At 58.8% G+C, this 20,684-nt stretch carries 23 protein-coding genes; 1 reads left to right on the top strand and 22 read right to left on the bottom strand.

Annotated elements, in window-relative coordinates:
- Positions 1-40 precede the first annotated feature (40 nt).
- The 13 genes from flgD to GVK95_RS03385 all read right to left on the bottom strand — a co-directional run bounded on the left by flgD (position 41) and on the right by GVK95_RS03385 (position 12,629).
- Positions 41-508, bottom strand: a complete 468-nt coding sequence (gene flgD / locus GVK95_RS03445) for a flagellar hook assembly protein FlgD (protein ID WP_159946562.1) — start codon at positions 506-508, stop codon at positions 41-43.
- Positions 499-948: a flagellar biosynthesis repressor FlbT gene (flbT, locus tag GVK95_RS03440; protein ID WP_159946560.1), complete on the bottom strand. Its 450-nt coding sequence runs from the start codon at positions 946-948 to the stop codon at positions 499-501. The genes flgD and flbT overlap by 10 nt, the downstream gene beginning before the upstream one ends.
- Positions 945-1,292, bottom strand: a complete 348-nt coding sequence (flaF, locus tag GVK95_RS03435) for a flagellar biosynthesis regulator FlaF (RefSeq protein WP_007597135.1) — start codon at positions 1,290-1,292, stop codon at positions 945-947. The genes flbT and flaF overlap by 4 nt, the downstream gene beginning before the upstream one ends.
- Before the next feature lie 37 nt (positions 1,293-1,329).
- The gene (locus tag GVK95_RS03430; protein WP_159946558.1) at positions 1,330-2,394 is read right to left on the bottom strand and encodes a flagellar hook-associated family protein; all 1,065 of its coding nucleotides are present in this window, start codon (positions 2,392-2,394) and stop codon (positions 1,330-1,332) included.
- A gap of 6 nt (positions 2,395-2,400) precedes the next feature.
- Positions 2,401-3,858, bottom strand: a complete 1,458-nt coding sequence (flgK, locus tag GVK95_RS03425; RefSeq protein ID WP_159946556.1) for a flagellar hook-associated protein FlgK — start codon at positions 3,856-3,858, stop codon at positions 2,401-2,403.
- A 23-nt stretch (positions 3,859-3,881) separates the two neighbouring features.
- Positions 3,882-5,078 carry a flagellar hook protein FlgE gene (locus GVK95_RS03420; protein ID WP_159946554.1) on the bottom strand — a complete coding sequence of 399 codons (1,197 nt, stop codon included), beginning with the start codon at positions 5,076-5,078 and terminating at the stop codon, positions 3,882-3,884.
- Positions 5,079-5,213: 135 nt separating this feature from the next.
- Entirely contained in the window at positions 5,214-5,885 is a 672-nt protein-coding gene (locus GVK95_RS03415; RefSeq protein ID WP_007597131.1) for a winged helix-turn-helix domain-containing protein, read from the bottom strand.
- Positions 5,886-6,165: 280 nt separating this feature from the next.
- Positions 6,166-6,705, bottom strand: coding sequence for a lytic transglycosylase domain-containing protein (locus tag GVK95_RS03410; RefSeq protein WP_159946552.1), 540 nt, complete (start codon positions 6,703-6,705; stop codon positions 6,166-6,168).
- On the bottom strand, positions 6,671-8,113 hold the full coding sequence (locus GVK95_RS03405) for a flagellar hook-length control protein FliK (protein WP_159946550.1): 1,443 nt from the start codon (positions 8,111-8,113) through the stop codon (positions 6,671-6,673). Before GVK95_RS03405 ends, GVK95_RS03410 begins: the two co-directional genes overlap by 35 nt.
- A gap of 2 nt (positions 8,114-8,115) precedes the next feature.
- A complete protein-coding gene (motC, locus tag GVK95_RS03400; RefSeq protein WP_159946548.1) occupies positions 8,116-9,438 on the bottom strand; it encodes a chemotaxis protein MotC in 1,323 nt (440 codons plus the stop codon).
- A complete protein-coding gene (locus tag GVK95_RS03395) occupies positions 9,438-10,727 on the bottom strand; it encodes a MotB family protein (RefSeq protein ID WP_159946546.1) in 1,290 nt (429 codons plus the stop codon). The genes motC and GVK95_RS03395 overlap by 1 nt, the downstream gene beginning before the upstream one ends.
- A complete protein-coding gene (locus GVK95_RS03390) occupies positions 10,724-11,371 on the bottom strand; it encodes a GTPase (RefSeq protein ID WP_159946544.1) in 648 nt (215 codons plus the stop codon). Before GVK95_RS03390 ends, GVK95_RS03395 begins: the two co-directional genes overlap by 4 nt.
- Positions 11,372-11,660: 289 nt before the next feature.
- Positions 11,661-12,629 (bottom strand): flagellin, encoded by a 969-nt coding sequence (locus GVK95_RS03385; protein ID WP_159946542.1) that lies wholly within the window; start codon positions 12,627-12,629, stop codon positions 11,661-11,663.
- Positions 12,630-12,692: 63 nt separating this feature from the next.
- On the opposite strand from GVK95_RS03385, the gene GVK95_RS03380 reads away from it, so the two are divergent.
- Positions 12,693-12,914 carry a hypothetical protein gene (locus GVK95_RS03380; RefSeq protein WP_159946540.1) on the top strand — a complete coding sequence of 74 codons (222 nt, stop codon included), beginning with the start codon at positions 12,693-12,695 and terminating at the stop codon, positions 12,912-12,914.
- Positions 12,915-12,925: 11 nt separating this feature from the next.
- Here the strand turns inward: GVK95_RS03380 and GVK95_RS03375 are convergent, their stop codons facing one another.
- The 9 genes from GVK95_RS03375 to flgA form a co-directional block, all read right to left on the bottom strand.
- On the bottom strand, positions 12,926-13,861 hold the full coding sequence (locus GVK95_RS03375) for a flagellin (RefSeq protein ID WP_159946538.1): 936 nt from the start codon (positions 13,859-13,861) through the stop codon (positions 12,926-12,928).
- A gap of 235 nt (positions 13,862-14,096) precedes the next feature.
- Entirely contained in the window at positions 14,097-15,011 is a 915-nt protein-coding gene (locus tag GVK95_RS03370; RefSeq protein ID WP_159946536.1) for a flagellin, read from the bottom strand.
- A 398-nt stretch (positions 15,012-15,409) separates the two neighbouring features.
- A complete protein-coding gene (locus GVK95_RS03365; protein ID WP_159946534.1) occupies positions 15,410-16,315 on the bottom strand; it encodes a flagellin in 906 nt (301 codons plus the stop codon).
- Between the two features lie 237 nt (positions 16,316-16,552).
- Positions 16,553-17,290: a flagellar type III secretion system pore protein FliP gene (gene fliP, locus GVK95_RS03360; RefSeq protein WP_159946532.1), complete on the bottom strand. Its 738-nt coding sequence runs from the start codon at positions 17,288-17,290 to the stop codon at positions 16,553-16,555.
- Positions 17,287-17,802: a flagellar basal body-associated FliL family protein gene (locus GVK95_RS03355; protein WP_159946530.1), complete on the bottom strand. Its 516-nt coding sequence runs from the start codon at positions 17,800-17,802 to the stop codon at positions 17,287-17,289. The genes fliP and GVK95_RS03355 overlap by 4 nt, the downstream gene beginning before the upstream one ends.
- 39 nt (positions 17,803-17,841) lie before the next feature.
- Positions 17,842-18,555: a flagellar basal body L-ring protein FlgH gene (gene flgH, locus GVK95_RS03350; RefSeq protein ID WP_159946528.1), complete on the bottom strand. Its 714-nt coding sequence runs from the start codon at positions 18,553-18,555 to the stop codon at positions 17,842-17,844.
- A complete protein-coding gene (locus GVK95_RS03345; RefSeq protein ID WP_159946526.1) occupies positions 18,552-19,085 on the bottom strand; it encodes a MotE family protein in 534 nt (177 codons plus the stop codon). Before GVK95_RS03345 ends, flgH begins: the two co-directional genes overlap by 4 nt.
- The gene (locus GVK95_RS03340; RefSeq protein WP_159946524.1) at positions 19,082-20,203 is read right to left on the bottom strand and encodes a flagellar basal body P-ring protein FlgI; all 1,122 of its coding nucleotides are present in this window, start codon (positions 20,201-20,203) and stop codon (positions 19,082-19,084) included. Before GVK95_RS03340 ends, GVK95_RS03345 begins: the two co-directional genes overlap by 4 nt.
- A complete protein-coding gene (gene flgA, locus GVK95_RS03335; protein WP_200844193.1) occupies positions 20,200-20,679 on the bottom strand; it encodes a flagellar basal body P-ring formation chaperone FlgA in 480 nt (159 codons plus the stop codon). The genes GVK95_RS03340 and flgA overlap by 4 nt, the downstream gene beginning before the upstream one ends.
- Positions 20,680-20,684 lie beyond the last annotated feature (5 nt).

Raw genomic sequence — 20,684 nt, 5'->3', positions numbered from 1 at the left:
AGCGGCGAATCATTCCCTCCACTCCGGAAGGCTTAGCAGTTTAGGTGTCGCTCGTCTCGGTATCCGTATCCGTATCCGCGGCAGGCGGCTCTCCGACACGAACGCCGACAGTGATCGGTATCTCGTCACCGTCCGTGGTCGTGGCAACCATGGTGTCGGAATAGACGCGAACCGATTCGATGACGCCGGTGGTCTTCTCGTCAGCGCTTGTGATGGTCTTGCCGATATAGTTCGAGGCGTTGGTCAGGGCGTTGCCGGTGATCAGTGTCTCGAGGTTCGAGTTGGTCTGGATCGTCTGCTCGACCTGCGAGAAGGTGGCCAGCTGCGAGATCTGCTCGCTGGCATCCATCGGATCGGTCGGATCCTGGTTTTGCATTTGCGCGATCAGGAGCTTCAGGAAACTCTCGTAGTCCAGCGAGGCAGACGCCGAAGCGCTGGAGGCAGAGGTATCAGTCGTCGTCGTTGTCGTCGTGGCACTTGTCGTGCTGCTGACTGCATCTACCGCCATGGTGCGATCTCCTTGCGAATCTGCTCGATCGTTGCCGGGCTCATCTCTTCGCTGCTCAAAATCCGGTCCTCGACCGTATAAAGCGAGCGTATTGCCTTAAGCGCGTCAAAGGCTCGCCCGGACGAAACCATCGCATCGACACGCTTCAGTTCGGCCAGAATTTCCTCGTTCTGGAAGCAGTTCAACAGCATGATGATCGACTTGCGGAACATCGCCATGGACTGTTCGCGGCCTTCCGGATTGATCAGCATCATCTGCGCAATGAAGTAGAGCTGACGCAGAGGCGTGGTGGCCTGGTCGGGCTGCAGAACGTGATTTTCCAGCAGGAAAGTCACGTCATTGAGGAACTCCAGAGCAACCTTGCGGTCGACGCGAAGAACCGCTCCGTTGATAAAGATCCGTTCGCCCGACTTGAGCGAGATGCGCAAAGTGCTCTTCATTTAAGTCCATCCCTAATGATGGTTGTCACGTCTATGATGCCCTGGAAATTGTCTGACTGGCGCTTCCTGATCCGGTCGCATTCCTTCAAAATCCAAATCGCGATGGAAATCAGATTGGCGCGAACTTCGACAGCCAGCTGATTTTCGGGATGTTGCAGGTCCTCAATGAAGCGGACCCAGACCCGTCGTGTGTAGTAAAGCGCTTCAATCGCCTCGCGCGAATAGCTGGCCTTCAGTGCAGCCGCCCGCAGCAAATCAATCGTCCGATCCAGGGCCTGACGCTCGCGATCCTTCGCGTCGGCCACCCCATCTTCCATGATTTCGGCGTATGAAAACTGGTACATTCATTTGCCCTTCAGTTTTACTCAGTCCCTTTGATCATCAAAGGTAATTTACGAGACTCAGCGCCTGGATCTTGGCTGTCAGCGTGTAGGACGCTTCAACCATTGCCAGAAGACTATTGACCTTCGTCGACGCTTCGTAGGCATCGACTTCGATCTTGCTGGACAGACTTGTCTCGATGATGTCGACCTGGATCTGCAAGGAGGAATCAGCCTTCTCGATCCGGTTTTCCGAAAGACCCAGCTCGGATCTGGTTTTGTTGATCCCGCTGATGGCCTTGCCGGTGTAGTCAATCGCCGAATTGATCGCCACGGTGACGGCATCGGCCGGCGCGCCGATGTTCATCAGTTCCTGGGTGATGACCCCGGCCAGCGCGAAGTAGCGGAAACCGTTTTCGTTGGCAGACGCAGAGGTGTTGACCGTTTCCGACTGCGTAATCCGGCTCGTCATGACCTCATCGGAAGCACTCGACCAGTCGGTCGTCCAGTCGGCGCCGGAATACATCGGCTCCAGGACGTTGGCGATGAAGTCTTCCATGCTCGGCGCACCGCCTTCGGCAACGATCGTCGCCGTATCAGCCGTGCTGGTCGGCGCAAAGCCGAAGTAACCGGTAAAGGCATTGTCGAAAGCGACCTTGGCTGCCGATGTTTCATCGTAGTCGGCGAGCGGCTGCACATCCGTGTTGATGCCGGAAAACAGGAACTCGCCGTTGATGGCCGAATTGGCCATGTCGGTCATGGTGTCGAGCGAGCTCTTGACCGTGCCGATCGTCGTGCCGATCGTATCCGTATTGGTCGAACCCGAGATCGTGATCAACGACTGGTTCATTTCCTCGGCAGCCTTGGCAATCTGGCTCAGGGCTTCCTGAGAGGCCGACAGCCGCTGGGTTGCGATGCTGTTGTTGCTGAGGATCGAAGACAGCCGCAGGCTTTCGCGATTGAGATCGATCACCGTCGATGTCTTGCTGCCCAGTTCGGCGCCGATATCGGCAAAGTACCCCGTGCTGACCTCCTGCTGCGCCTGCAGCAGATCGGTCTGGGCCTGCCGGATGGTGAGCCGCATGGACGTCTGTATGGAGATATTCGATACGTTCGAGGTCGACATCCTGGATTATCCCGCCATCTGCAGCACGGCTTCCAGCATCTCGTCAATTGTCGAGACGAGCTTGGCTGCGGCCTTGTAGGACTGCTCAACATCGAGCAGCATGGAAAGTTCTTCGTCGAGGCTGACTGCCGTTTTCGACGAATATGTCTGATAGGTACGCTCGTAAAGCGCGCTCTTGTTTTCCTCTGCCGAGGTGGCAGTCGAACGATACTCTTCAAGCCAACCGATGGAGTCGCTGGCGAAGGACAACAGACTGGTTGTCGTGGTCAGATCGGCGTCTGCCGAAAAATCACGGTCGGCGGACATGGCGTCGACATAGGTATTGATCAGGTCGGTGTAGCCCGAGGCACCGGCGGTGTTGTGGACATAATCCGTTCCGTTGATGCCGCCATCGCGGATCAGTGTCGGGTCGCCGCCGGCATCCGATCGCACAGCATCATTGACCGTAATCTTGGCGGCCAAACCCGGCTCGACCGTGCCGGATGTCAGTGTGGTGCCACCCGACCAGGTAAACAGGCCCGGAGCATCCGGCTGACCGGCCGAGGGATCGGTTTCGGCAAAAGCCTCGATCAGGCCACGTGCAACTTCGTCGAGCTGCACCTGGAACGTCGGTGCGATGACATCGCGCAGCTGGACCAGCGCGCTCAGGGTGCCCTGCCCGTCGGTATTGCCGCCAACGCCGGCACGGACCGGCGTTCCGTCGATATAGATCGAATTTCCGGTAACCGATGCATCGTAATTATATTTGCGATCGAATGTGACTTCACGCGGATCGGTCTCGAACAGCGTGGTGCCGTCCGAAGTGTAGAGCACCATGTCGCTGTTTTCGCGCATGTTGATGCTGACACCGACGATGCCGGAAATCTCCTTGACCAGCGTATCGCGGCGATCGAGATAATCGCTCGGCTCGCCACCGGTTGCCGTCAGACGAATGACCGAGTCGTTGACCGTCTTGAACTCGGCCAGCAGCTTGTTCAGGCTCTCGACCTGTTCGGCAATCTGGGCGTCGGTGTCGGCGCGCAGCTGCTGGGTCGAAGCCGTCGCATTGTTCAGCGAATTGGCAACATCGATCGCATCGGTGACAACGGTGGATGCGAGCGCATATTCACCCGGTGCCGCTGCGAAGGACTGCAGGCTGCTCTGCAGATTGGCAAGATAGGTCGACGTCGACAGTTCGTAGTCATTGCCGCCAAGCGCGCTGGAGATCGTTTCCAACCCTTCCAACAGTGTGCCTTGCGAACTCTGCTGCGACGTCGCGCTGGAGAACTGTCGCAGCAGAGCCATCTGCTGCGAACGTTCGTTCTGGACCATCGTCGCACCGTAGACGGTGTTGGTGACGACAGCCTGGCGCCTTACGTAGTTCTCGTTTCCATCATTGGCGATGTTCGTCGTGAGCACGGAGGTCTGTTGCCCCGTGTTCCGGAAAATTCCCTGAGCAGTGCCAAGCGATGATGCAAGCGACATAAGGCTACCCTAACTTTTTCGGACTATCTCTTCAGGTTGACCAGGACTTCCATCAATTCGGAGCCGGTCTGGAATACCTTGGAGTTTGCAGTGTAGTTGCGCTGCGATTCGATCATCGCAGTGAGCTCTTCAGCCACGTCGACGTTGGAGTCTTCGAGTGCGCCGGAGATGATGCTGCCGAAGCCGCTCGAGCCGGCATAGCCCATGACCACCACACCGGAGTCGTTGGACTGGGTGTAAAGGTTACCGGCAACCGGGTTGAGGTTGTCGGGGCTCTGCACACTGGCCAGCGCCACGCGGTAGGTCGGCACCAGGTCGCCATTTTCATAAGCGACCGAGACCACACCTGTATCGTCGATTTCATAACCCTTGACCTTGGAGGCCGCGTTGCCGTTGACCTTACCGTTCTGAACGGAGAAGTCGGAAGCAAGCTGCGTGGTGCCAGCAATGCTCAGCGCGATGTCAGGAACTTCAGCGCCACCCATGGTGAAACCGGTTAGCGTCAGATCGCTTCCTGATGTCAATTGGCCGTCGACATCAAACGAAAGTGTCTCACTCAGGATATTGTTGCCATCGGGATCGACGGCGACGACGTCCCACTCATTGTCGGTTGCCGACTTTGTGTAGGTAAAGGTGACCAGGCGGCTTGTGCCCTGACTGTCAAAAACCTTGAGCGAGGTGGTTTTCGTGTCGCCTGCCACAGCCGTATTCGGCAGATTGACGGCCAGGATACCCGTGTCCGAAGCGACTGCGGAGATGCCGGAACCCGACAGGTTGACTTCTGACAGGCCGTCGAAACCATTGACGACAATCGTCGGATCGGCGGCGGAATCGTATTCGTAACCCATCAGCGTGTAGCCGGCGGAGTTCTGCAGCGAGCCATCGTCCTGCAGTGTGAACGCGCCGGCGCGGGTCAGGTATTCAACGCCGTCTTCACCTGAGACGATGAAGAAGCCGTCGCCGTTGATGGCAAGGTCCGTCGAGGATGTGGTGTAGCTGAACGTACCCTGGCTGGAGATCGAGTAACGGACATCCGTTTCGACACCACCGGAATTGTACTGGCCAGCCGTGCTTGGCAAAATCATCGATGAAAACTGGGTCGACGACTTCTTGTAGCCGACAGTGCTGGAATTCGCGATGTTGTCGGCGACGGTGCCAAGGCGGTTCGCCTGGGCATTCATCCCGGACACGCCGGTTCGCATTGTTCCGTAAAGGCTCATATTAAAATCCTCGCTTCGGTAGTCATTACGGAGCCTAGGAGATGGGCCTTGCGTGAGGCTGTATGACATACAGGTTGTCGTTTAAATTCATCCGACAAGCCGCCTCACGCACGCACAGGTCCGCAGGTTGCGACCTCAGCTCCAGTCGATGCAGTAGCCAAGGAAGCGCTTGGAATCGACAGGGTCGAAATCGAGCTTCTTGCGAAGCTTCTTGCGCAGCTTGGAGATATGGCTTTCGACGACGTTCTCTTCGACTTCCTCGTCGAAAATGCCGTAGATGGCGTTGAAGATCTGGGTCTTCGAGACGCGCCGACCGCGATTTGCGACTAGGTATTCCAGGATGCGACGCTCGCGCCGCGGCAGAGGAAACACGTCGCCGGAAATTTCCGGATCGCGCCCATCTGAGAAGACCCGGATAGGTCCGATCTCGGTGAAGTTGGAAATTGCCTTCAGACGACGGCGAATGGCCGCTGCCCGTGCCAGGATTTCGCGAGGATGGACCGGCTTGCGTACGACGTCATCGACGCCGCAATCAAACAGGGCCAAGGTCGCCTCCAGGGACGGCTGATCGCTGACCGCGATCACCGGTGCCTGGGTTCTATCCCGGATTGCCCGTGGCAGTTCCAATGTGCTTTCGCCCTGACCGAGCAGAAAAGCCTCAACTGCCGCAATGTCGGAATCAGCCGCCGTAGTGACCCATTCCCCGAATTCCGCCGGATCAAATCCGGTGGATGGAATCCCTTCCCGTCCAAATAGAGAAGTATACCCGTCTTTCACGAGCTCGCGCTCATCAACCACGACGATCATTCAGCCGCCTCCGAATCAGTGTGGTGTTTCGATGCACTATGGGTACGAATCGAGGGATTCAGCGACAACTGGCGAAAGTTAATGATAGATATTAATAATTGATTAACGAATTGGTGCCGATTTGATCTATATATAGTGGCTACACCCACTATTGCGCACTATTTTTTAGTGGAAAAGTTAACGCAAGCTTCGCGCAAGCTCTTGCTTTGCCCCATTTGTCCGCAGTGTTGCCACAATTAACAAATCGGCACTAATGTGGCTGTCAAACAACCAAAGATTGCTATTCACCGCAAAATTGACGCGCATTGGTCGTCCAGGTGCCGTAGCCCGTGGCGACGAGATTGGCAATAACTCGACAGACATAGCGCTTTTGCGCCGGGTCATTGTTCGGTCCGGCATGATATCGGGCCACCGCCATCGTCCAGGTCTCGTGCCGATTGTGCAATTTGCTGAGGAAGCGGGCTGCGTATTCGACGTTCTTTTTCGGATCGAACATGGCTTGGACGGAGGTGAACTGATCGCCATGAAAGTGTTGGTTGATCTGCATGCAGCCAACGTCGATCAGCTTGGCTCCCTGCCCGCGCGCCACCTGAAACGCGCCAAGCGCTTCGTTCATGTCGCCCGAATAGATCGCCCGACCTTCGACATTCATGGCATAGGGCTGAAGCGATCCCTTGCGACCGGTTTCGGTCAGGCCGACGGAATAAAGGATGCCTTCCGGCACCCCATATTTTGCCGCAGCAGCGCTGATTTCACGCTCGCAGATGCCGACACTGGCCGAGGCGCTAGATGTAAATGAGATCAGGACGAGTGCTGTCATCGGCAACACCCTGGTTGCCAGCTGGCTGAAGCGTCCTGTCATCCGTTGTCCTCACCCTGTCGCTCGCAGCGTCACCGCGCGTCTGACGATCGCCACCAGCCTGCCGTCCCGACTGATCGGACGCCTGCTGTCCCGTCGCTTGACCATTCTGCTGGCCATTGCCACTGCTCTGGCTATCGGCACTGCGGTCGGCGGGCGCGACCTGAATGTTAACCTGCACCTGGTCGACGGTCAGCCCCTGTGCGCGCAATGCCTTCAGGATCTCGTCCTGATCCTTGGTCAGCTTCTGCAGTGCTGCGTGGTTCTCGACGGTCAATTGAATCGAAAGTTCTTCGCCCGTCAGCTTCAGCGTCGCGGTGACGCTGCCAAGCTCGATCGGGTTCATCTGGATCTTCAGGGTGTTGACCACCTTGCCCTGACTGGACTGGGTTGCCGCGTTGGCCAGTTCGGAGCCAGGCGACATTGCGCTGATCCACTCGCTATCGCCGACCATGGCCGCCGTGATCGAAGCGGCGTTGTTGCTCGAGACCGGTGCCAGGAAGCGGCGCGCATCGATGACGGTGACCGTTTCTACAGTCGAGGATGCTGGCTCGCCATCATCCCTGAGGGTTTGGGCGGCTTCGCTTCTCAGAGTGACAGACTGGCCCTTGCCATCGGCACGCACGAAGCGGAATGACTGATCGCTTTCGCTGCCGTCAGCGCCGACGGTCTCGCCGTCACCGGCAGAGACGCCGTTGGCAGTGAGCGCCTCGACCATCTGTTCGCCATGGCCGTCGATGATCGTCTTGCTGCCCTCCACGGCGTTGTGCGCGATTGACTGGCCATTGGCCTGTTCCGTCCCAGCCCCCGTTGTCAGCAGCGACAGGACATCCCCGAGATCGGCGCTCTTCCCGTCCGCCGAGACGCCATCTTCGGTCGCCGAAACGTCGCTGTCCGCCTCTGTGGTTTTCGCACCATCCGAAGCAGCAGCCTTCAGACCGCCGCTCTTCACAAGCGCCGCAAGCTGCTGCTCGTCGAGCGACGAAGCCTTGCCGTCCGTCTCGACATGAGCCTTCACCTTGGTCTTGTCCTTGCCGTCGACAGCCACGGTCTCCGGATCAAGCTGCTCGGCAGCGGCAGACGTTGCCTCCGCCGAAACAGGCTTCAGCAGGCTTGCCTGGGACAGATCGATGATCGGACGCTTGGAGCGTCCGGTTTCTGGCGCGGCGACATCGCCGTGCTCGTTGCCCGACCCTTCGTCAGCCTGCACTTCGCTATCTTTCGTGTCGCCCTGCCCCTGGCGGCCCGAGCTCGAAAGCGCTTCGGAAAAGCCACCTTCGCCGGATTTATCGGCGCGTCCGCCCGATGTCGCATGGGAGGCCGCAGTATCCGTTGTCGGGATCCTGGGGGCGGTATATGCATCCATCATGGTCAGGGGCCTTCCTGCTTGAGAAGATCATCGATCGCATCCAGCTTGGAGCGCCCGGTGTCAACAAAGGTACGAACCGCCGGGTCGAGACTGGCGGCATTGGCGGCGTCAGCCTCCGCTGAAACGGGCTGCGGCTGCGGCTGCGGCGCGGCGGCAGGGGTCGGTGGCGCTGTCGGATCCTGCAACTCCGCATCATCCTCTCCCGCGGCCATAGCGCCTGCATCTGCATTCGCAACGGTTGTATTAGCGCTGGCTTGCGTCAGGCTTTCAGGCGGTGGTTCCGGTTTGCGTAGCACTTCCTTGGCGATGGCTTCGGCTGCCCGGCGCAGTGCGAGATCCTTCGGCGAGAGGGATTCCGCTGGGATATTCATGATCGCCTGCATGGCGTCATCGACATTTTCCGTCGAGATGCTGGCGAGGCTGCCATAGAGATTGGCCAGTGCGTCGGAGCCTTCCGCTGTTCCAGACAAGGCCCTGGCCTGGTCTGCGGCCATTTTGGTCAGATCTTTGCGCCCGGCAATCGCCGCCTTGCGGGCAATGCGAAGATAGACCTCGCGCCGGCGATCATTGTCCATATATCCGAGCGTTGCCTCGATATCTTCCTGCTTGATGACATCATAGTGCTCAACGACAAGCTGGACGAAGAGATCGGCAAACTGGCTCGCATACGGGGAATAGAGGTAGCGCCGCGCATAACGATTGGCGTAGCCACCCGCCTTGTCGACAATCTTCGCATCGACAGCGACCGCCAGCGAGCGACGCAGGGCCGCCTCCTCGACGATCGTGCCGGGCGCGGTCAGGCGTGCCCAGTCGTAAAATTTCAACGCATCGACAGGGTCGCGCGTAATCGTCACATTGCCGGCGACCAGGGCAAGATAAGGCGCGAGATCGGTGTTGCGATATTCCTTGCTGATCTCACCCAGGGACTTGGCGATCAGCGTGCCTTTGCCGCTCAGATACTTGCGCAGGCTATCGGTAATTCGATTGTCGAAATTGCCGTTGATGTCACGCGCGACGAGGAATTCCAGCGTTGCCGGGTTACCACCGCTCATGGCGTAGATAAGCGCGGCATCGACATTGCGCGGATCGTCGAAGATCGCCGGATCGGCGCCGCGCAGGCGCTCGTCGATGGTTCCGAGCATGAAGCGCTGCATCTCGGCAGCCGAGTGATCGCCCAGAACCACGGTGTCCTGCACGAACTGCAACGAGCGCAGCATCTGGAAAGGCTGGATGGTATCCATGTCGTTGGCACGCGCCGAGGCATTGCCCAGTCCGACAAGCGAAGCGAGAGCCAGAAGCGAGATGGATACCCTGCGGAGCGTCATTATCCCTGCTCCGCCTGAATCAGGATTTCAATGCGTCGATTGGCGTCGGCCAGCGGATCATCCGGCACCTGCAGCCGGCGATCGGCAAAACCGGAGACCTGCTGGACGCGATCTTCCGTCAGACCGCCCCGCAAAAGCATGTAATAGGCGCTGTGGGCACGCGCCATCGAAAGGCGCCAATTGTCATTTTCGCTGCCCTTGAACTGGCGACCATCCGTATGGCCACGGATAATGATCGACCCCGGCCGGGCCTGAAGCAGCTTGCCGATCTTCTCCATTGCCAGAACCATTTCGCGCTGCGGCACGGCGGAGCCGACGCTGAACATCGGCTGGTCGCTCTGGTCACTCAGCGTCACCAGAAGGCCGCCTTCAGCCGGGGTTACGATCAGGCCCTCGGCGAGCTTGCCGGATACCCCACCGATCTCGGCCTCGATCTGCGCTTTCAGCCTGTCGGCCGATGCCTGCTGGACCGCAAGATCGGCCTCGGCCGTCATTTCGGTCTTGCCATCCTGCGGCTGTTCGGTCTTGCCCTCGTCCGGCTTGGCTTCCTTGGCTATATCCGGCTGCAGCTGAGGTTTCTGTCCAGGCACGACGAGCGCCACCTGCTGATCCGGTGTCGTCGGGTCTGCCGGTTCCTGCTGTGGCTGGATTTCTGCTGTCTGCGGCTCGGCCGGCGTCGTTGCATCGGTCGGCTTGCCAACCGGTGTGTTGGCCGTCTGAACCTGCTGCGTCCAGAAGTCCGGATCGAAGGGGTCGCGATAGGCTTCGCCGCCCTGGGCACCCGTCGACGGACCGGAATCGGAGGCGCCGCCCTCGCCCTTGGCGCTGACATTGGCCTGTTGGCCGACTTCCTGGGCGATTTCGGCCAGAACGGAATAGGGATTTTCGAAGAAGTCGGCTTCGGAGTAGTTCGCCTGGTCGCCGGAGGTTGCCGTCTGGTCCTCGCCGGTCGCAGCGGCCGCACCGACGGTCTGCTCGTCGGCCTCGACCTTGGAGCGTTCCTGCTTCTGCTCGCCCTCTGCCTGATCGACGGGCTTCTTCAAGCCTTTTTCGGTCGGCTTCTCGTCCGAAAGCTTGATCGGATTGAAATAGCTGGCAACGGAGGCCTTGGTCTCTTCGTTTGCAGCATTGACCAGCCACATGACGAGGAAGAATGCCATCATTGCCGTCATGAAGTCGGCATAGGCGATCTTCCAGGCGCCACCATGGGCGCCATCGTGATCGCCGCCGCCATGGCGTTTGATGATGATGATTTCATTCTTGCCGTGATGGTGATTCTCGTCGCTCATCCGATCACCTTCCTGAGGCTGGCCGTAAAGGCCGATATACGCGTGACCAGAGCGGCCTCAGCAAATTCTGCGGACAGATCCAGATCGTCCGCCTCGACATGGTGCAATAGCCCGAGATGTTCCGGCATATGGGTCGACAACATGGCAAACAGCGCCTTTGGCCCGCGCAACTCGATCACCCCGGCCTCGCCGGCGCTGATTGCCGTTTTCAACAGATGTGCGAGGTCGCTGACGGCCTTTTCTGCCACCGCGTCGGAAAACAGCGGAGCAAGAGCGACCGCCACCTGATCGCTGATCGCAAGCGAAAGTTCGTTGATGATGGCGGGGAGCTTTTCAGACAATGCCTTCGACATCTCGTCGCGATGCCGGGCTTCGAGTTCGGCAATCGCCTGGGAATGGGCAACGTCCATCGCCTGGCGATCGACTTCGAAACGTTCTTCGGCGGCTTTTTCACCCGCCTCATGCCCGTCGGCATAGGCCTCGCGGCGCTCCGCATCGAGATTAACCGGCACGGGTTCCGGCAAGGCGGGAAAATCCATGTCGAACGGATCCGGCTCCGCTGCGTCAAACTGTGCCGACAACGAAGGCGTCGGCGCGGGAGGCGCCGAAAAATCCTTCAAAAGACGGGTCAATGGCATGCTCATCGGCGATCGCCTCCATCGGCGAGGACGACCGGTCCGGGTGAACGGTCATCAATCTCAAGCAGACTGAATTTCAAAAATGTCCGAACGCGCAGCATCATCACTTCCAATGTCGAGATCACCTTCGGATCGAGCCGGTCGCGGGCGCATATGCCCACGCGTGCTTTGGCCGAAGCTAGGGTTTCAAACTTGCGCGAGGATGAATGCGAAGGACCGCGCCTGGATGATCGCGCGGCCCAAAAGGGGACTGTCGTATCGATGGCGTGTCTGGCCATGCTGCTGAGGCTTGCGTTTACTCGCGGAACAGGGTGAGCAGCTTTTCTGCGCTGCTGTTGGCGATCGAAAGCGCCTGGATGCCGAGCTGCTGCTGGGTTTGCAAGGCTTTCAGGCGGGTCGATTCCTCGTTCATGTCGGCATCAACCAGACGACCGACACCCTTGTCGATCACGTCCATCAGGTTGGAGACGAAATTATCCTGCATCTCGATACGGCTGGTGATCGCGCCAAGCGTTGCGGCGGCGTCGGTCAGCTGACTGATCAGATCGTCGACAACACTGATCATGTCGGAGAGCGCTGCGGTATCGGTGTCATTGTCGATCTCGATCGGATCGCCCGTCGGCGGCACGACGGAGCCGACATCGAGAAGATAATATTCGCGCGCCGTGCCCGTCGGGGTCGGAAGCAGTGCATCCGCATCGATGGCCTTGGTCAGGAAGCCGCGGCTTGCGTCCTCCGTGTCGATCAGGACGGAATCCGCGGTGTCGAAATCCAGCGTGGTGACCTGAACGCTGCCGTCGGCACCGCGAACGAAGGACGAGACAACCTGCTTGGTGCCCAGTTCGTTGACATTGGTATTGTAGAGCCAGTTCTCACCGGAGAAGGACGCGGACTGGGCCGCGGAAACCAGCTGGTTCTTCAGCTGCTTCATTTCTTCGTTGATCTTTTCCTTGTCGACGCCCGGCTCGCTTGCGGCGACCAGCTTGGCCTTGATCGAGGACATGACCTCGATGACGTTGTCGAGCGCGGTGTAGGCGGTATCGACCGTGGCGGCACCCAGACCCAGCGCGTCGGCGACAGTCGACAATGCCGCATTATCGGAGCGCATGGTGGTGGCGATCGACCAGTAGCCGGCATTGTCCGACGCCGTCTCGACCCGATAGCCCGAGGAGACGCGGCTCTGGGTGGTTTCCAGGTTCGTATCGATCGAGCGCAAAGTCTGCAGTGCCGCCATAGCGGCGGCGTTGGTCATGATGCTGGTCATTGAAGTGCCCTTAATCGTCAATCCAAAAGGCCGGAGACATACCGGTGGCAACGGAGGGGCATCATGCAGACCAGCATACCGCTGGTCCCCGTAACCATTAACAAATCGTTAACGGTGCCAGTTAACAAACGCGACCGCGATTTGGCAAGGTCGGAAATCCGCTTCGGCGCAAAACCGCAATATCCGGCCAGCCTCACGCAAGGCACAAAAAAACCGCACCCATTTCTGGGTGCGGTTCATACCGAATACATCCGACTTGTCAGCGCGGGACGAAGTCGCCCCTAGCCAAGGCGCCCTTACTGACGGAAGAGAGTCAGGATGCTTTCGGAAGCGGTATTGGCGATCGACAGCGACTGGATGGCGAGCTGCTGCTGGGTCTGCAGGGCCTTCAGGCGGGTCGATTCCTCATTCATGTCGGCATCGACGAGACGACCGACACCGGAGTCGATCGAGTCGGTGAGAGTGCTGACAAAGTTTTCCTGGAGTTCGATGCGCATGGAGATCGAACCGAGCTCAGCGGCCGCGCTCGTCATGCTCTGCAGGGCATTTTCGACGAGGTCGAGAGATTCCTGCATATTCACAGCCATGTCAGCATCGTCAAAGACAGTGATGTCCAAGGTATCTACAGAGACATCGCCCACAGTGGTGAACGCTGACACCGTACCAAGGATACCCGTGGTGTACTCGATATTGCCGGCACCGTCGCCGCCGAACAGCAGGTTGCCATCGGCAGCATCATCCAATGTGTATTCTGTGGTCTTCACCATGACAGCGCCGTTCGAATCCCGGACAAACCCGGAGACGACGGTCTTGGGTCCGGCATCGCCGGCGATCCAGTTTTCGCCGCTGAAGCTTGCTGATTCGGAGATCGAACGGAGCTGTTCCTGGAGCTGGTCGATTTCTTCCTGGATCTTGGACTTGTCGACACCTTCTTCGGTTGCCGCCACGACCTTGGCTTTGATTTCCTTGACGACTTCGATGGCGCTTTCCATCGCGGCATAGGACGTATCAACCTTGGCGCCGCCGAGGCCGAGTGCATCCTGCACGGCCGAGAGTGCCATGTTGTCGGATCTCATGGTGGTCGCAATCGACCAATAGGCGGCGTTGTCGGACGCCGTGCCGACACGGAGACCAGACGATACGCGCGCCTGTGTGTCTTCCATGCTGGAATCAATAGAACGAAGGGTTTGAAGTGCAGTCATAGCTGCGTTGTTTGTCAAAATGCTGGTCACTTGCGCGTCCCCTAAAAATGGCTAGTTTCTGGGACATCCCGGTCTGTCCGGGAACGATGGTCTTGCTTAATGCTATTAACCGTTTCTTCGTTTTGGTTAATCCATCGTTACTTGACCTTCATGTAAACCGGACATGGTTAATGCATGGTTAACGCAATTTGACGATGTAAAAAAAAGCCGCCCCGGAGGGCGGCTTTCCAAAATTGCGATCTTGCTGTGGACCGAAAGCCTAGGCTTAACGGAAGAGCGAGAGGATGACTTCCGAAGAAGAGTTGGCGATCGAGAGCGACTGGATAGCCAGCTGCTGCTGGGTCTGCAGAGCCTTCAGGCGGGTCGATTCTTCGTTCATGTCAGCGTCAACCAGACGGCCGATACCGCTGTCGAGCGAGTCCGACAGAGCGCCGACAAAATCTTCCTGCAGTTCGATGCGGGTGGAGATCGAGCCAAGCTCGGCGCCAGCGCTGGTCATCGATGCAAGAGCTTCGTCGACGAGGCTCAGAGCTTCGGCCATTTCGGTGCCGTCGTATGTGCTGATGTCGAGTTCGTAGACAGATACTGCGATCGTCGCGCCGCCTGCAGTGCCAAGAACACCGGTCGTGTCGTCGATGCCGCCTGCGCCGTCGCCACCGAACAGCAGTGTGCCGTCAGCTGCATCGTCGAGCGTGTAGGTGGTGGTCTTTACGGAAACTGCATTGTTGGCATCACGGACGAAGCCAGAAACGACGGTCACGTCGGCAGCGTCGCCGGCAATCCAGTTCTCGCCGCTGAATGCAGCGGATTCTGCGATCGACATCAGCTGTTCCTGCAGCTGAGAAATTTCTTCCTGAACCTTGGCCTTGTCGACGCCTTCTTCAGTCGCCGTTACCAGCTTGGCCTTCATTTCCTTCACGACGTCGATGGCAGCGTCCATACCGGCATAGGCAGTATCAACCTTGGAAGCGCCGAGGCCGAGGGCGTCGGAGACAGCCGAGAGGGCCATGTTGTCGGACTTCATGGTCGTTGCGATCGACCAGTAAGCTGCGTTGTCAGACGCTTCACCGACGCGCTCGCCGGAGGAAACGCGCGACTGTGTTTCTTCCATGCCGCTGCTGATGCTGCGCAAGGTGCTGAGTGCCGACATTGCGGCGACGTTTGTCAAAATGCTCGTCATAGGTGTGTGCCCCTTAATGGCTGAATAGGAAGGGCATTCCGGTATCACCGGTAGAAGCGCACAGCGTCATGCCTGCTAACCGGCTGAATTTGAATGGTTAGCTCGCCCCTTCGATGCATTCAGATAAACGCATGTTGGTTAACGAAGGACTAAGGCAATTCGATCTGGCGGCTGATTGCGACAAAAAAATGCAATCTTCGCGTGCACGCGCGCGTAACAAAAAATGCTTAATAAAACGAAAAGGCCGCGTCTGTTTCCAGACGCGACCTCCGTAGCCACTTACCCAGTTCAGCCTCCGAGCAGTAAAGCTTTCCCTTCGCGCGCCTCTGGTCAGCCACCAAGGCATATCGGCGTCGGGATAGTCTAGCCGGCCCTCACGGGCCGGCCCGTTCTTGCGATTAACGGAAGAGCGACAGGATGTTCTGCGAGTCGCTGTTGGCGATCGACAGAGCCTGGATCGCCAGCTGCTGCTGGGTCTGCAGGGCCTTGAGGCGGGTCGATTCTTCGTTCATGTCGGCGTCGACGAGACGACCGATACCGGTTTCGATTGCGTCCGACAGCTTGTCAGCAAACTCAGACTGCAGATCGATACGGCTGGACAGGGAGCCGAGCGTCGCGCCGGCGCTGACCATGCTGGTCAGAGCGGTTTCAACGTCGGTAAGCAGGTTGTCCAGCGTGTCGGAGTCGGTGTCGTTGTCGATTTCGAAGCCGACGATGCTCGACGACGAGGCAGTACCGTTGGCGCCCAGGATACCGGTTGCTTCATCGATAACGCCAGCTGCGTCAGCGCTGAACAGCATGTTGGTGTCGTCCAGCGTGATCGTGCTCGACTTAACCGTAACCGTGTTGTCAGCAGCGCGAACAAAGCCGGTGATGACAGTCACGTCGCCACCTTCATTCGCCAGCCAATTCTGGCCGTTGAACGAAGCGGATTCAGCGATCGAAGTCAGCTGGTCCTGAAGCTGCGAGATTTCTTCCTGGATCTTTTCCTTGTCGACGCCCTGTTCCTTGGCGGCAACGAGCTTGGCCTTGATTTCCGTGACGACGTCGATTGCTGCGTCCATACCGGCATAGGCAGTATCAACCTTGGCAGCGCCGAGGCCGAGCGCGTCGGAGACAGCGCCGAGAGCCATGTTGTCGGACTTCATCGTGGTCGAGATCGACCAGTAAGCAGCGTTGTCGGATGCAGATGCAACGCTCTTGCCCGTGGAGATCGCGTTCTGTGTCGCTTCCATGTTGGAAGAGATCGAACGCAGCGTGGAAAGAGCAGACATAGCGTTGGTGTTGGTCAGAATGCTGGCCATGTTATTTGTCCCTTAAAACAAGATACTATTGGGGACATACCGGACTGGAAATTACCGGCTACGACAGTTCGGCATCATGCCATTCGGTAGCGAATTTTTCGTCTACCAGACCCTTCGTGTGAGGACCAAACTGACCGTCAAATATTGCCAACACCTTAACAAATTAGGGATCGGTAAAGCTGGATAAATCCTTGGTAAACAACGCAGCAAGGGAAGTGGTAAACAATTCTCTAAGCGTTAGACGAAGGAGCGCACAAGGCTGCCGACGAGCAGGTTCCAGCCATCGATCAGGACAAAAAACAGGATCTTGAAGGGCAGCGAAATCGACGTCGGGGGCAGCATCATCATTCCCATGGCCATGGTGATGGTGGCGACCACCATATCGATGACGAGGAAGGGCAGAACGATCAGAAATCCGATCTCAAAGCCGCGCCGGATTTCCGACAGCATGAAGGCGGGAACGAGTACGCGATAGTCGACCTTGTCGCCCGTGACCGTGGCCTGGCCGCGTTCGTTGGCGATATCGACGAACAGCCGCAGATCCTTGTCACGGGTATTGGCCGTCATGAAGGTGCGGAATGGCTCGGCGATCAGGGCCACCGCCTCGGCCTCGTTGATCTGGTTTGCCAACAGCGGCTGGACGCCGGTGCGCCAGGACTGATCCATGGTCGGCGCCATGACATAGAAGGTCATGAACAGCGCCATGCTGGTGAGGATCATGTTGGAGGGGGTTGTTGCAAGCCCCATGCCCGAGCGCAGGATCGAAAAGGCGATCAGGAAACGCGGGAAGCTGGTGACCATGATCAGGATGCCAGGGGCAACCGACAGGATGGTCAACAGACCGAAGGTACGGATAATCCATGCCGCCACCGACCCATCGATCGGCGTATTGAAGATCTCCGTCGGAAACTGCTGCGCGTGCGCAATTTCCGGCGCCATCATCATGACAGCGGCAACAAGGATAAATCGAATCATTCGATGACAAACGTCCTGAACATCACCTTCGATACGCGCCCTTCGGAGCGTAGGTCAACACGCTCCTGGATGTCATCCTTGAGATATTGAAAGCCGCGCGGTCCTTCGACCTGTTGCAGCGAGACCGTTCTCAGATAAGTCATGACGTCCTGATGCACGTCTTCGGCAATCTTGACGTCGGGCGCGCCGTTGAACATCAGCGCAAGTTCCAGCCTGATCCAGTTTTCCGATGGGTATGCCAGGTTGGTGGTGATCGGCTCCAGCTGAACGATGCCATTGGCTTCGGTGGCAATCTTGGGAAGTCCCTCTTCCTTCTTGGCCTCGCCATGGCCGGCGGCCGGCGCTGCCTCAGCTGCTTTTGCTGCATCTTCCGACAGTTTCACCTGTGGTGCCAGCATATTGCCGATGACCCAACCGCCGCCGCCGCCGGCGACGGTCAGCACGACCAGCGGCACGAGCAGTGTCATGAGGGCGGATTTCTTCTTGCCTGTGGGCTCTTCGCTTTGTTCCATCGGACCTTGCCGTTCCTACTCTGTCTTTTGTTCCCGCCGTCAGAACGGCGAGAACAGATCGACTACCTGCTGGCCGACGGGCGGCTGCTGCACTTCGGTCAGGCGACCGCGGCCACCGTAGGAGATGCGAGCCTCGGCGATGCGCTCGTAGGAGATCGTGTTGTCGGCATCGACATCCTGCGGTCGCACGATACCGGCAACATTGAGAATGCGGATCTCGTGGTTGACGCGAACTTCCTGCGAGCCGCTGATCAGCAGATTGCCGTTTTCGAGGATGCCGGTGACGACGGCTGCAACCAGCAGGGTCAGCTTTTCCGAGCGCTCGGTCGATCCCTTGCCCTGGGTGCTGGTGTCGGAACCGGAACTCAGGTCGCCGGTGGTCGCCGGAATCTCGTTGCCGAACAGATCGACGGCTGTCGACCAGGAAAGGCCGCTCGCATTGGTCCGGCTTCGATCGGTTTCGTTCTCGAACGATGCCTTGTCGTTGATCTGGATGTTAACTGTCAGGATGTCGCCAACGTTGAGGGCGCGGGCATCCTTGAACAAAGCCGACTGGCTGTCGCTCCACAACGAATAGCCGCTGGCTGTTGCCTGCGGCTGCTTCGGATATAGCGCCATCTGCGGCGTCTGGCTGAAGCGCAGGCCGGATCCGATCGGGCTCATCGCGGGCGCATTGCCGATTTCCTTGACGGTCTGGCTCTGGCAGCCGGCAAGAAACAGAACGGCCAGCAATGCCGGGGAACGCTTGTTCATGATGGATCCTTCGACGTAGTGGAATCACCGGCACTGGACATGATCGCGGCGACTTTGGCTGCCTTGTCCGGCTGCATTTCAGTAAGGATGAGGCTCGACTGGCGCGCCGGCAGCTTCATGATGATCGCAGCCGCGAGGATGACATTCGTCTCCTCAAGTTGCGGTGCTGCCGCATCAGGCGCCATCTTCTTGTAGATCTCGATCAGCTGGCCCTCGGCCTGCTTCATGAACGCGTTGCGGCGCGACAACCAGTCTTCGTATTCGGCCCGGCGGGTTTCGAGGACCGCGATTCGGCTATCGACATCCGCCTGCAGCTTTTCCAGTTCCTGCTTCTGCAGCAGATAGCGCTGGTCGCGCGCGGCATCGGCGATCCCCGTGCAGAACTGCTGGATCTCGGCGTCGCTCGGGTTCACCGCCTGCTGCTGGCCGACGGCATTGTCGGCAAAGACCGGCAGCACGGCGATGGCAGCAACGATCAGGCCGTTGCGCAGGACCGGAGGCAGCGAGAGAAAATGCCTGGACTGTGTCATTGCAGGACAAGCTCCGCTTGAAGGGCACCGGCGGACTTGATGCCCTGGAGGATGGCGATAATGCCGTCCGGCTTTACGCCGATGTTGTTGAGGCCGCTGACAAGGGTTCTCAAATCAGGACCATCGACGATCATGACCTTGTCGCCTGTCTTCTGCGTGATGATATCGGTCTGTTCCTGCACCGCTGTTTCGCCGCGCGAGAATGGCTCGGGCTGAATGACCTGCGGCGTCTCGGTCACCTGGACCGTCAGCGTGCCGTAGCTCACCGCGACGCGCGAGACACGCACCTCGGCGCCGATGACGATCGTTCCCGTGCGTTCGTTGATCACGACCTTGGCTGGTGAATCCGTCGCAACCACGAGGTTTTCGACATCCGCCATCAGGCGGGCGAGATCGGCCGTGCGCGGCTTCTGGACAACGACTTCCTGGCTGTCGCGGGCCTCGGCGATCGGTGCGCCGTAGTTGGCTGCGGCATAAGCGTTGATCGTGTCGGCGATGCGCAGCGCGGTGGTGAAGTCGGGATTGCGCAGCTGCAGCACCAGGTTGACCGAATCCTTGAACTTGGACGGCAGTTCACGCTCGATGATGGCACCGCCCGGGACACGGCCGGACGTGGTGATGCCCTCCTGCACCGACGCAGCATCGCCTTGCGCGTTGAACCCGGACACGATGACCGAGCCCTGGGCGACGGCATAGATCTGGCCATCGGCGCCGGTGAGCGAGGTCATGATCAGCGTTCCGCCACGCAGCGAGGTGGAATCGCCAAGCGAGCTGACATTGGCGTCGATGCGGCTGCCGGGGCTGGAAAAGGGCGGCAGGTTTGCCGTGACCATGACAGCGGCGACGTTCTTGGCATTCGACTGGCCGCCCTGGGTCGAGATACCGAGGTTCTGCAGCATGGCGCGCATCGACTGATCGGTGAATGGTGACGAGCGCAGGCTGTCGCCAGTGCCCTGCAAACCGACGATCAGGCCATAGCCGATCAGCTGGTTGTCCCGTCCCGACTGCAGGGATGCGATATCCTTGATACGCGAATTGGCCGCGATGGCGGGCTCAAACGGTGCCAGCACCAGAGCCAGGACACACAGGGCAATCCGTGATGATGCAAACAGTTTCATTTCGCCATCACCTGTACTGTCCCATCGGCCATGACCGTGCCTGTAACGATCGTGCCGGAATCAATGTTGCGCACCTTGATGACCTCGCCGACCGTGGCATCGACCATGGGCGTGCCGGCGGCGCTGATCACCATGTTGCCAATCGCGAAAGTCAGGCGAACGCTGGCTCCGCGCTTGATGGCGAAGGCTTCACGCAGGCCGCTGCTCGGAATGGTGCGGCCCGGCAGAAGCGTGCGCTTCGATACCATGCCGACAACTTCCGCCTTGGTGCGTGCATAATCACCGGTCAGGTTGGGGTTGGTCACCTCAACCTCGTTGAGCTGCGCGGCCGAGATGGTCTCGCCGGGATAGATGATCTGGGTGGGTACAACAGCGGTTCCCTGCGCAAACGCTGCGCAGGCGCCGAAGCCAATGACGGATGCTGCGGCAAGTGCCACGGCCCGGATTGCATTCCCGATTTTCCGGCGAAACTTCATGTTTG

Source organism: Rhizobium sp. 18065, from assembly GCF_902706095.1.
Taxonomy (GTDB): Bacteria; Pseudomonadota; Alphaproteobacteria; order Rhizobiales; family Rhizobiaceae; genus Allorhizobium.
Note: the sequence above shows the minus strand (reverse complement) of the source record. Positions and strands in the feature narration are given on the sequence as shown.

What these genes read in the sequence shown, in the direction of transcription:
- flgD (WP_159946562.1), bottom strand. Translation starts at nt 508, where the DNA reads ATGGCGGTAGATGCAGTCAGCAGCACGACAAGTGCCACGACGACAACG.
- flbT (WP_159946560.1), bottom strand. Translation starts at nt 948, where the DNA reads ATGAAGAGCACTTTGCGCATCTCGCTCAAGTCGGGCGAACGGATCTTT.
- flaF (WP_007597135.1), bottom strand. Translation starts at nt 1,292, where the DNA reads ATGTACCAGTTTTCATACGCCGAAATCATGGAAGATGGGGTGGCCGAC.
- GVK95_RS03430 (WP_159946558.1), bottom strand. Translation starts at nt 2,394, where the DNA reads ATGTCGACCTCGAACGTATCGAATATCTCCATACAGACGTCCATGCGG.
- flgK (WP_159946556.1), bottom strand. Translation starts at nt 3,858, where the DNA reads ATGTCGCTTGCATCATCGCTTGGCACTGCTCAGGGAATTTTCCGGAAC.
- GVK95_RS03420 (WP_159946554.1), bottom strand. Translation starts at nt 5,078, where the DNA reads ATGAGCCTTTACGGAACAATGCGAACCGGCGTGTCCGGGATGAATGCC.
- GVK95_RS03415 (WP_007597131.1), bottom strand. Translation starts at nt 5,885, where the DNA reads ATGATCGTCGTGGTTGATGAGCGCGAGCTCGTGAAAGACGGGTATACT.
- GVK95_RS03410 (WP_159946552.1), bottom strand. Translation starts at nt 6,705, where the DNA reads ATGACAGCACTCGTCCTGATCTCATTTACATCTAGCGCCTCGGCCAGT.
- GVK95_RS03405 (WP_159946550.1), bottom strand. Translation starts at nt 8,113, where the DNA reads ATGATGGATGCATATACCGCCCCCAGGATCCCGACAACGGATACTGCG.
- motC (WP_159946548.1), bottom strand. Translation starts at nt 9,438, where the DNA reads ATGACGCTCCGCAGGGTATCCATCTCGCTTCTGGCTCTCGCTTCGCTT.
- GVK95_RS03395 (WP_159946546.1), bottom strand. Translation starts at nt 10,727, where the DNA reads ATGAGCGACGAGAATCACCATCACGGCAAGAATGAAATCATCATCATC.
- GVK95_RS03390 (WP_159946544.1), bottom strand. Translation starts at nt 11,371, where the DNA reads ATGAGCATGCCATTGACCCGTCTTTTGAAGGATTTTTCGGCGCCTCCC.
- GVK95_RS03385 (WP_159946542.1), bottom strand. Translation starts at nt 12,629, where the DNA reads ATGACCAGCATCATGACCAACGCCGCCGCTATGGCGGCACTGCAGACT.
- GVK95_RS03380 (WP_159946540.1), top strand. Translation starts at nt 12,693, where the DNA reads ATGCAGACCAGCATACCGCTGGTCCCCGTAACCATTAACAAATCGTTA.
- GVK95_RS03370 (WP_159946536.1), bottom strand. Translation starts at nt 15,011, where the DNA reads ATGACGAGCATTTTGACAAACGTCGCCGCAATGTCGGCACTCAGCACC.
- GVK95_RS03365 (WP_159946534.1), bottom strand. Translation starts at nt 16,315, where the DNA reads ATGGCCAGCATTCTGACCAACACCAACGCTATGTCTGCTCTTTCCACG.
- fliP (WP_159946532.1), bottom strand. Translation starts at nt 17,290, where the DNA reads ATGATTCGATTTATCCTTGTTGCCGCTGTCATGATGATGGCGCCGGAA.
- GVK95_RS03355 (WP_159946530.1), bottom strand. Translation starts at nt 17,802, where the DNA reads ATGGAACAAAGCGAAGAGCCCACAGGCAAGAAGAAATCCGCCCTCATG.
- flgH (WP_159946528.1), bottom strand. Translation starts at nt 18,555, where the DNA reads ATGAACAAGCGTTCCCCGGCATTGCTGGCCGTTCTGTTTCTTGCCGGC.
- GVK95_RS03345 (WP_159946526.1), bottom strand. Translation starts at nt 19,085, where the DNA reads ATGACACAGTCCAGGCATTTTCTCTCGCTGCCTCCGGTCCTGCGCAAC.
- GVK95_RS03340 (WP_159946524.1), bottom strand. Translation starts at nt 20,203, where the DNA reads ATGAAACTGTTTGCATCATCACGGATTGCCCTGTGTGTCCTGGCTCTG.
- flgA (WP_200844193.1), bottom strand. Translation starts at nt 20,679, where the DNA reads ATGAAGTTTCGCCGGAAAATCGGGAATGCAATCCGGGCCGTGGCACTT.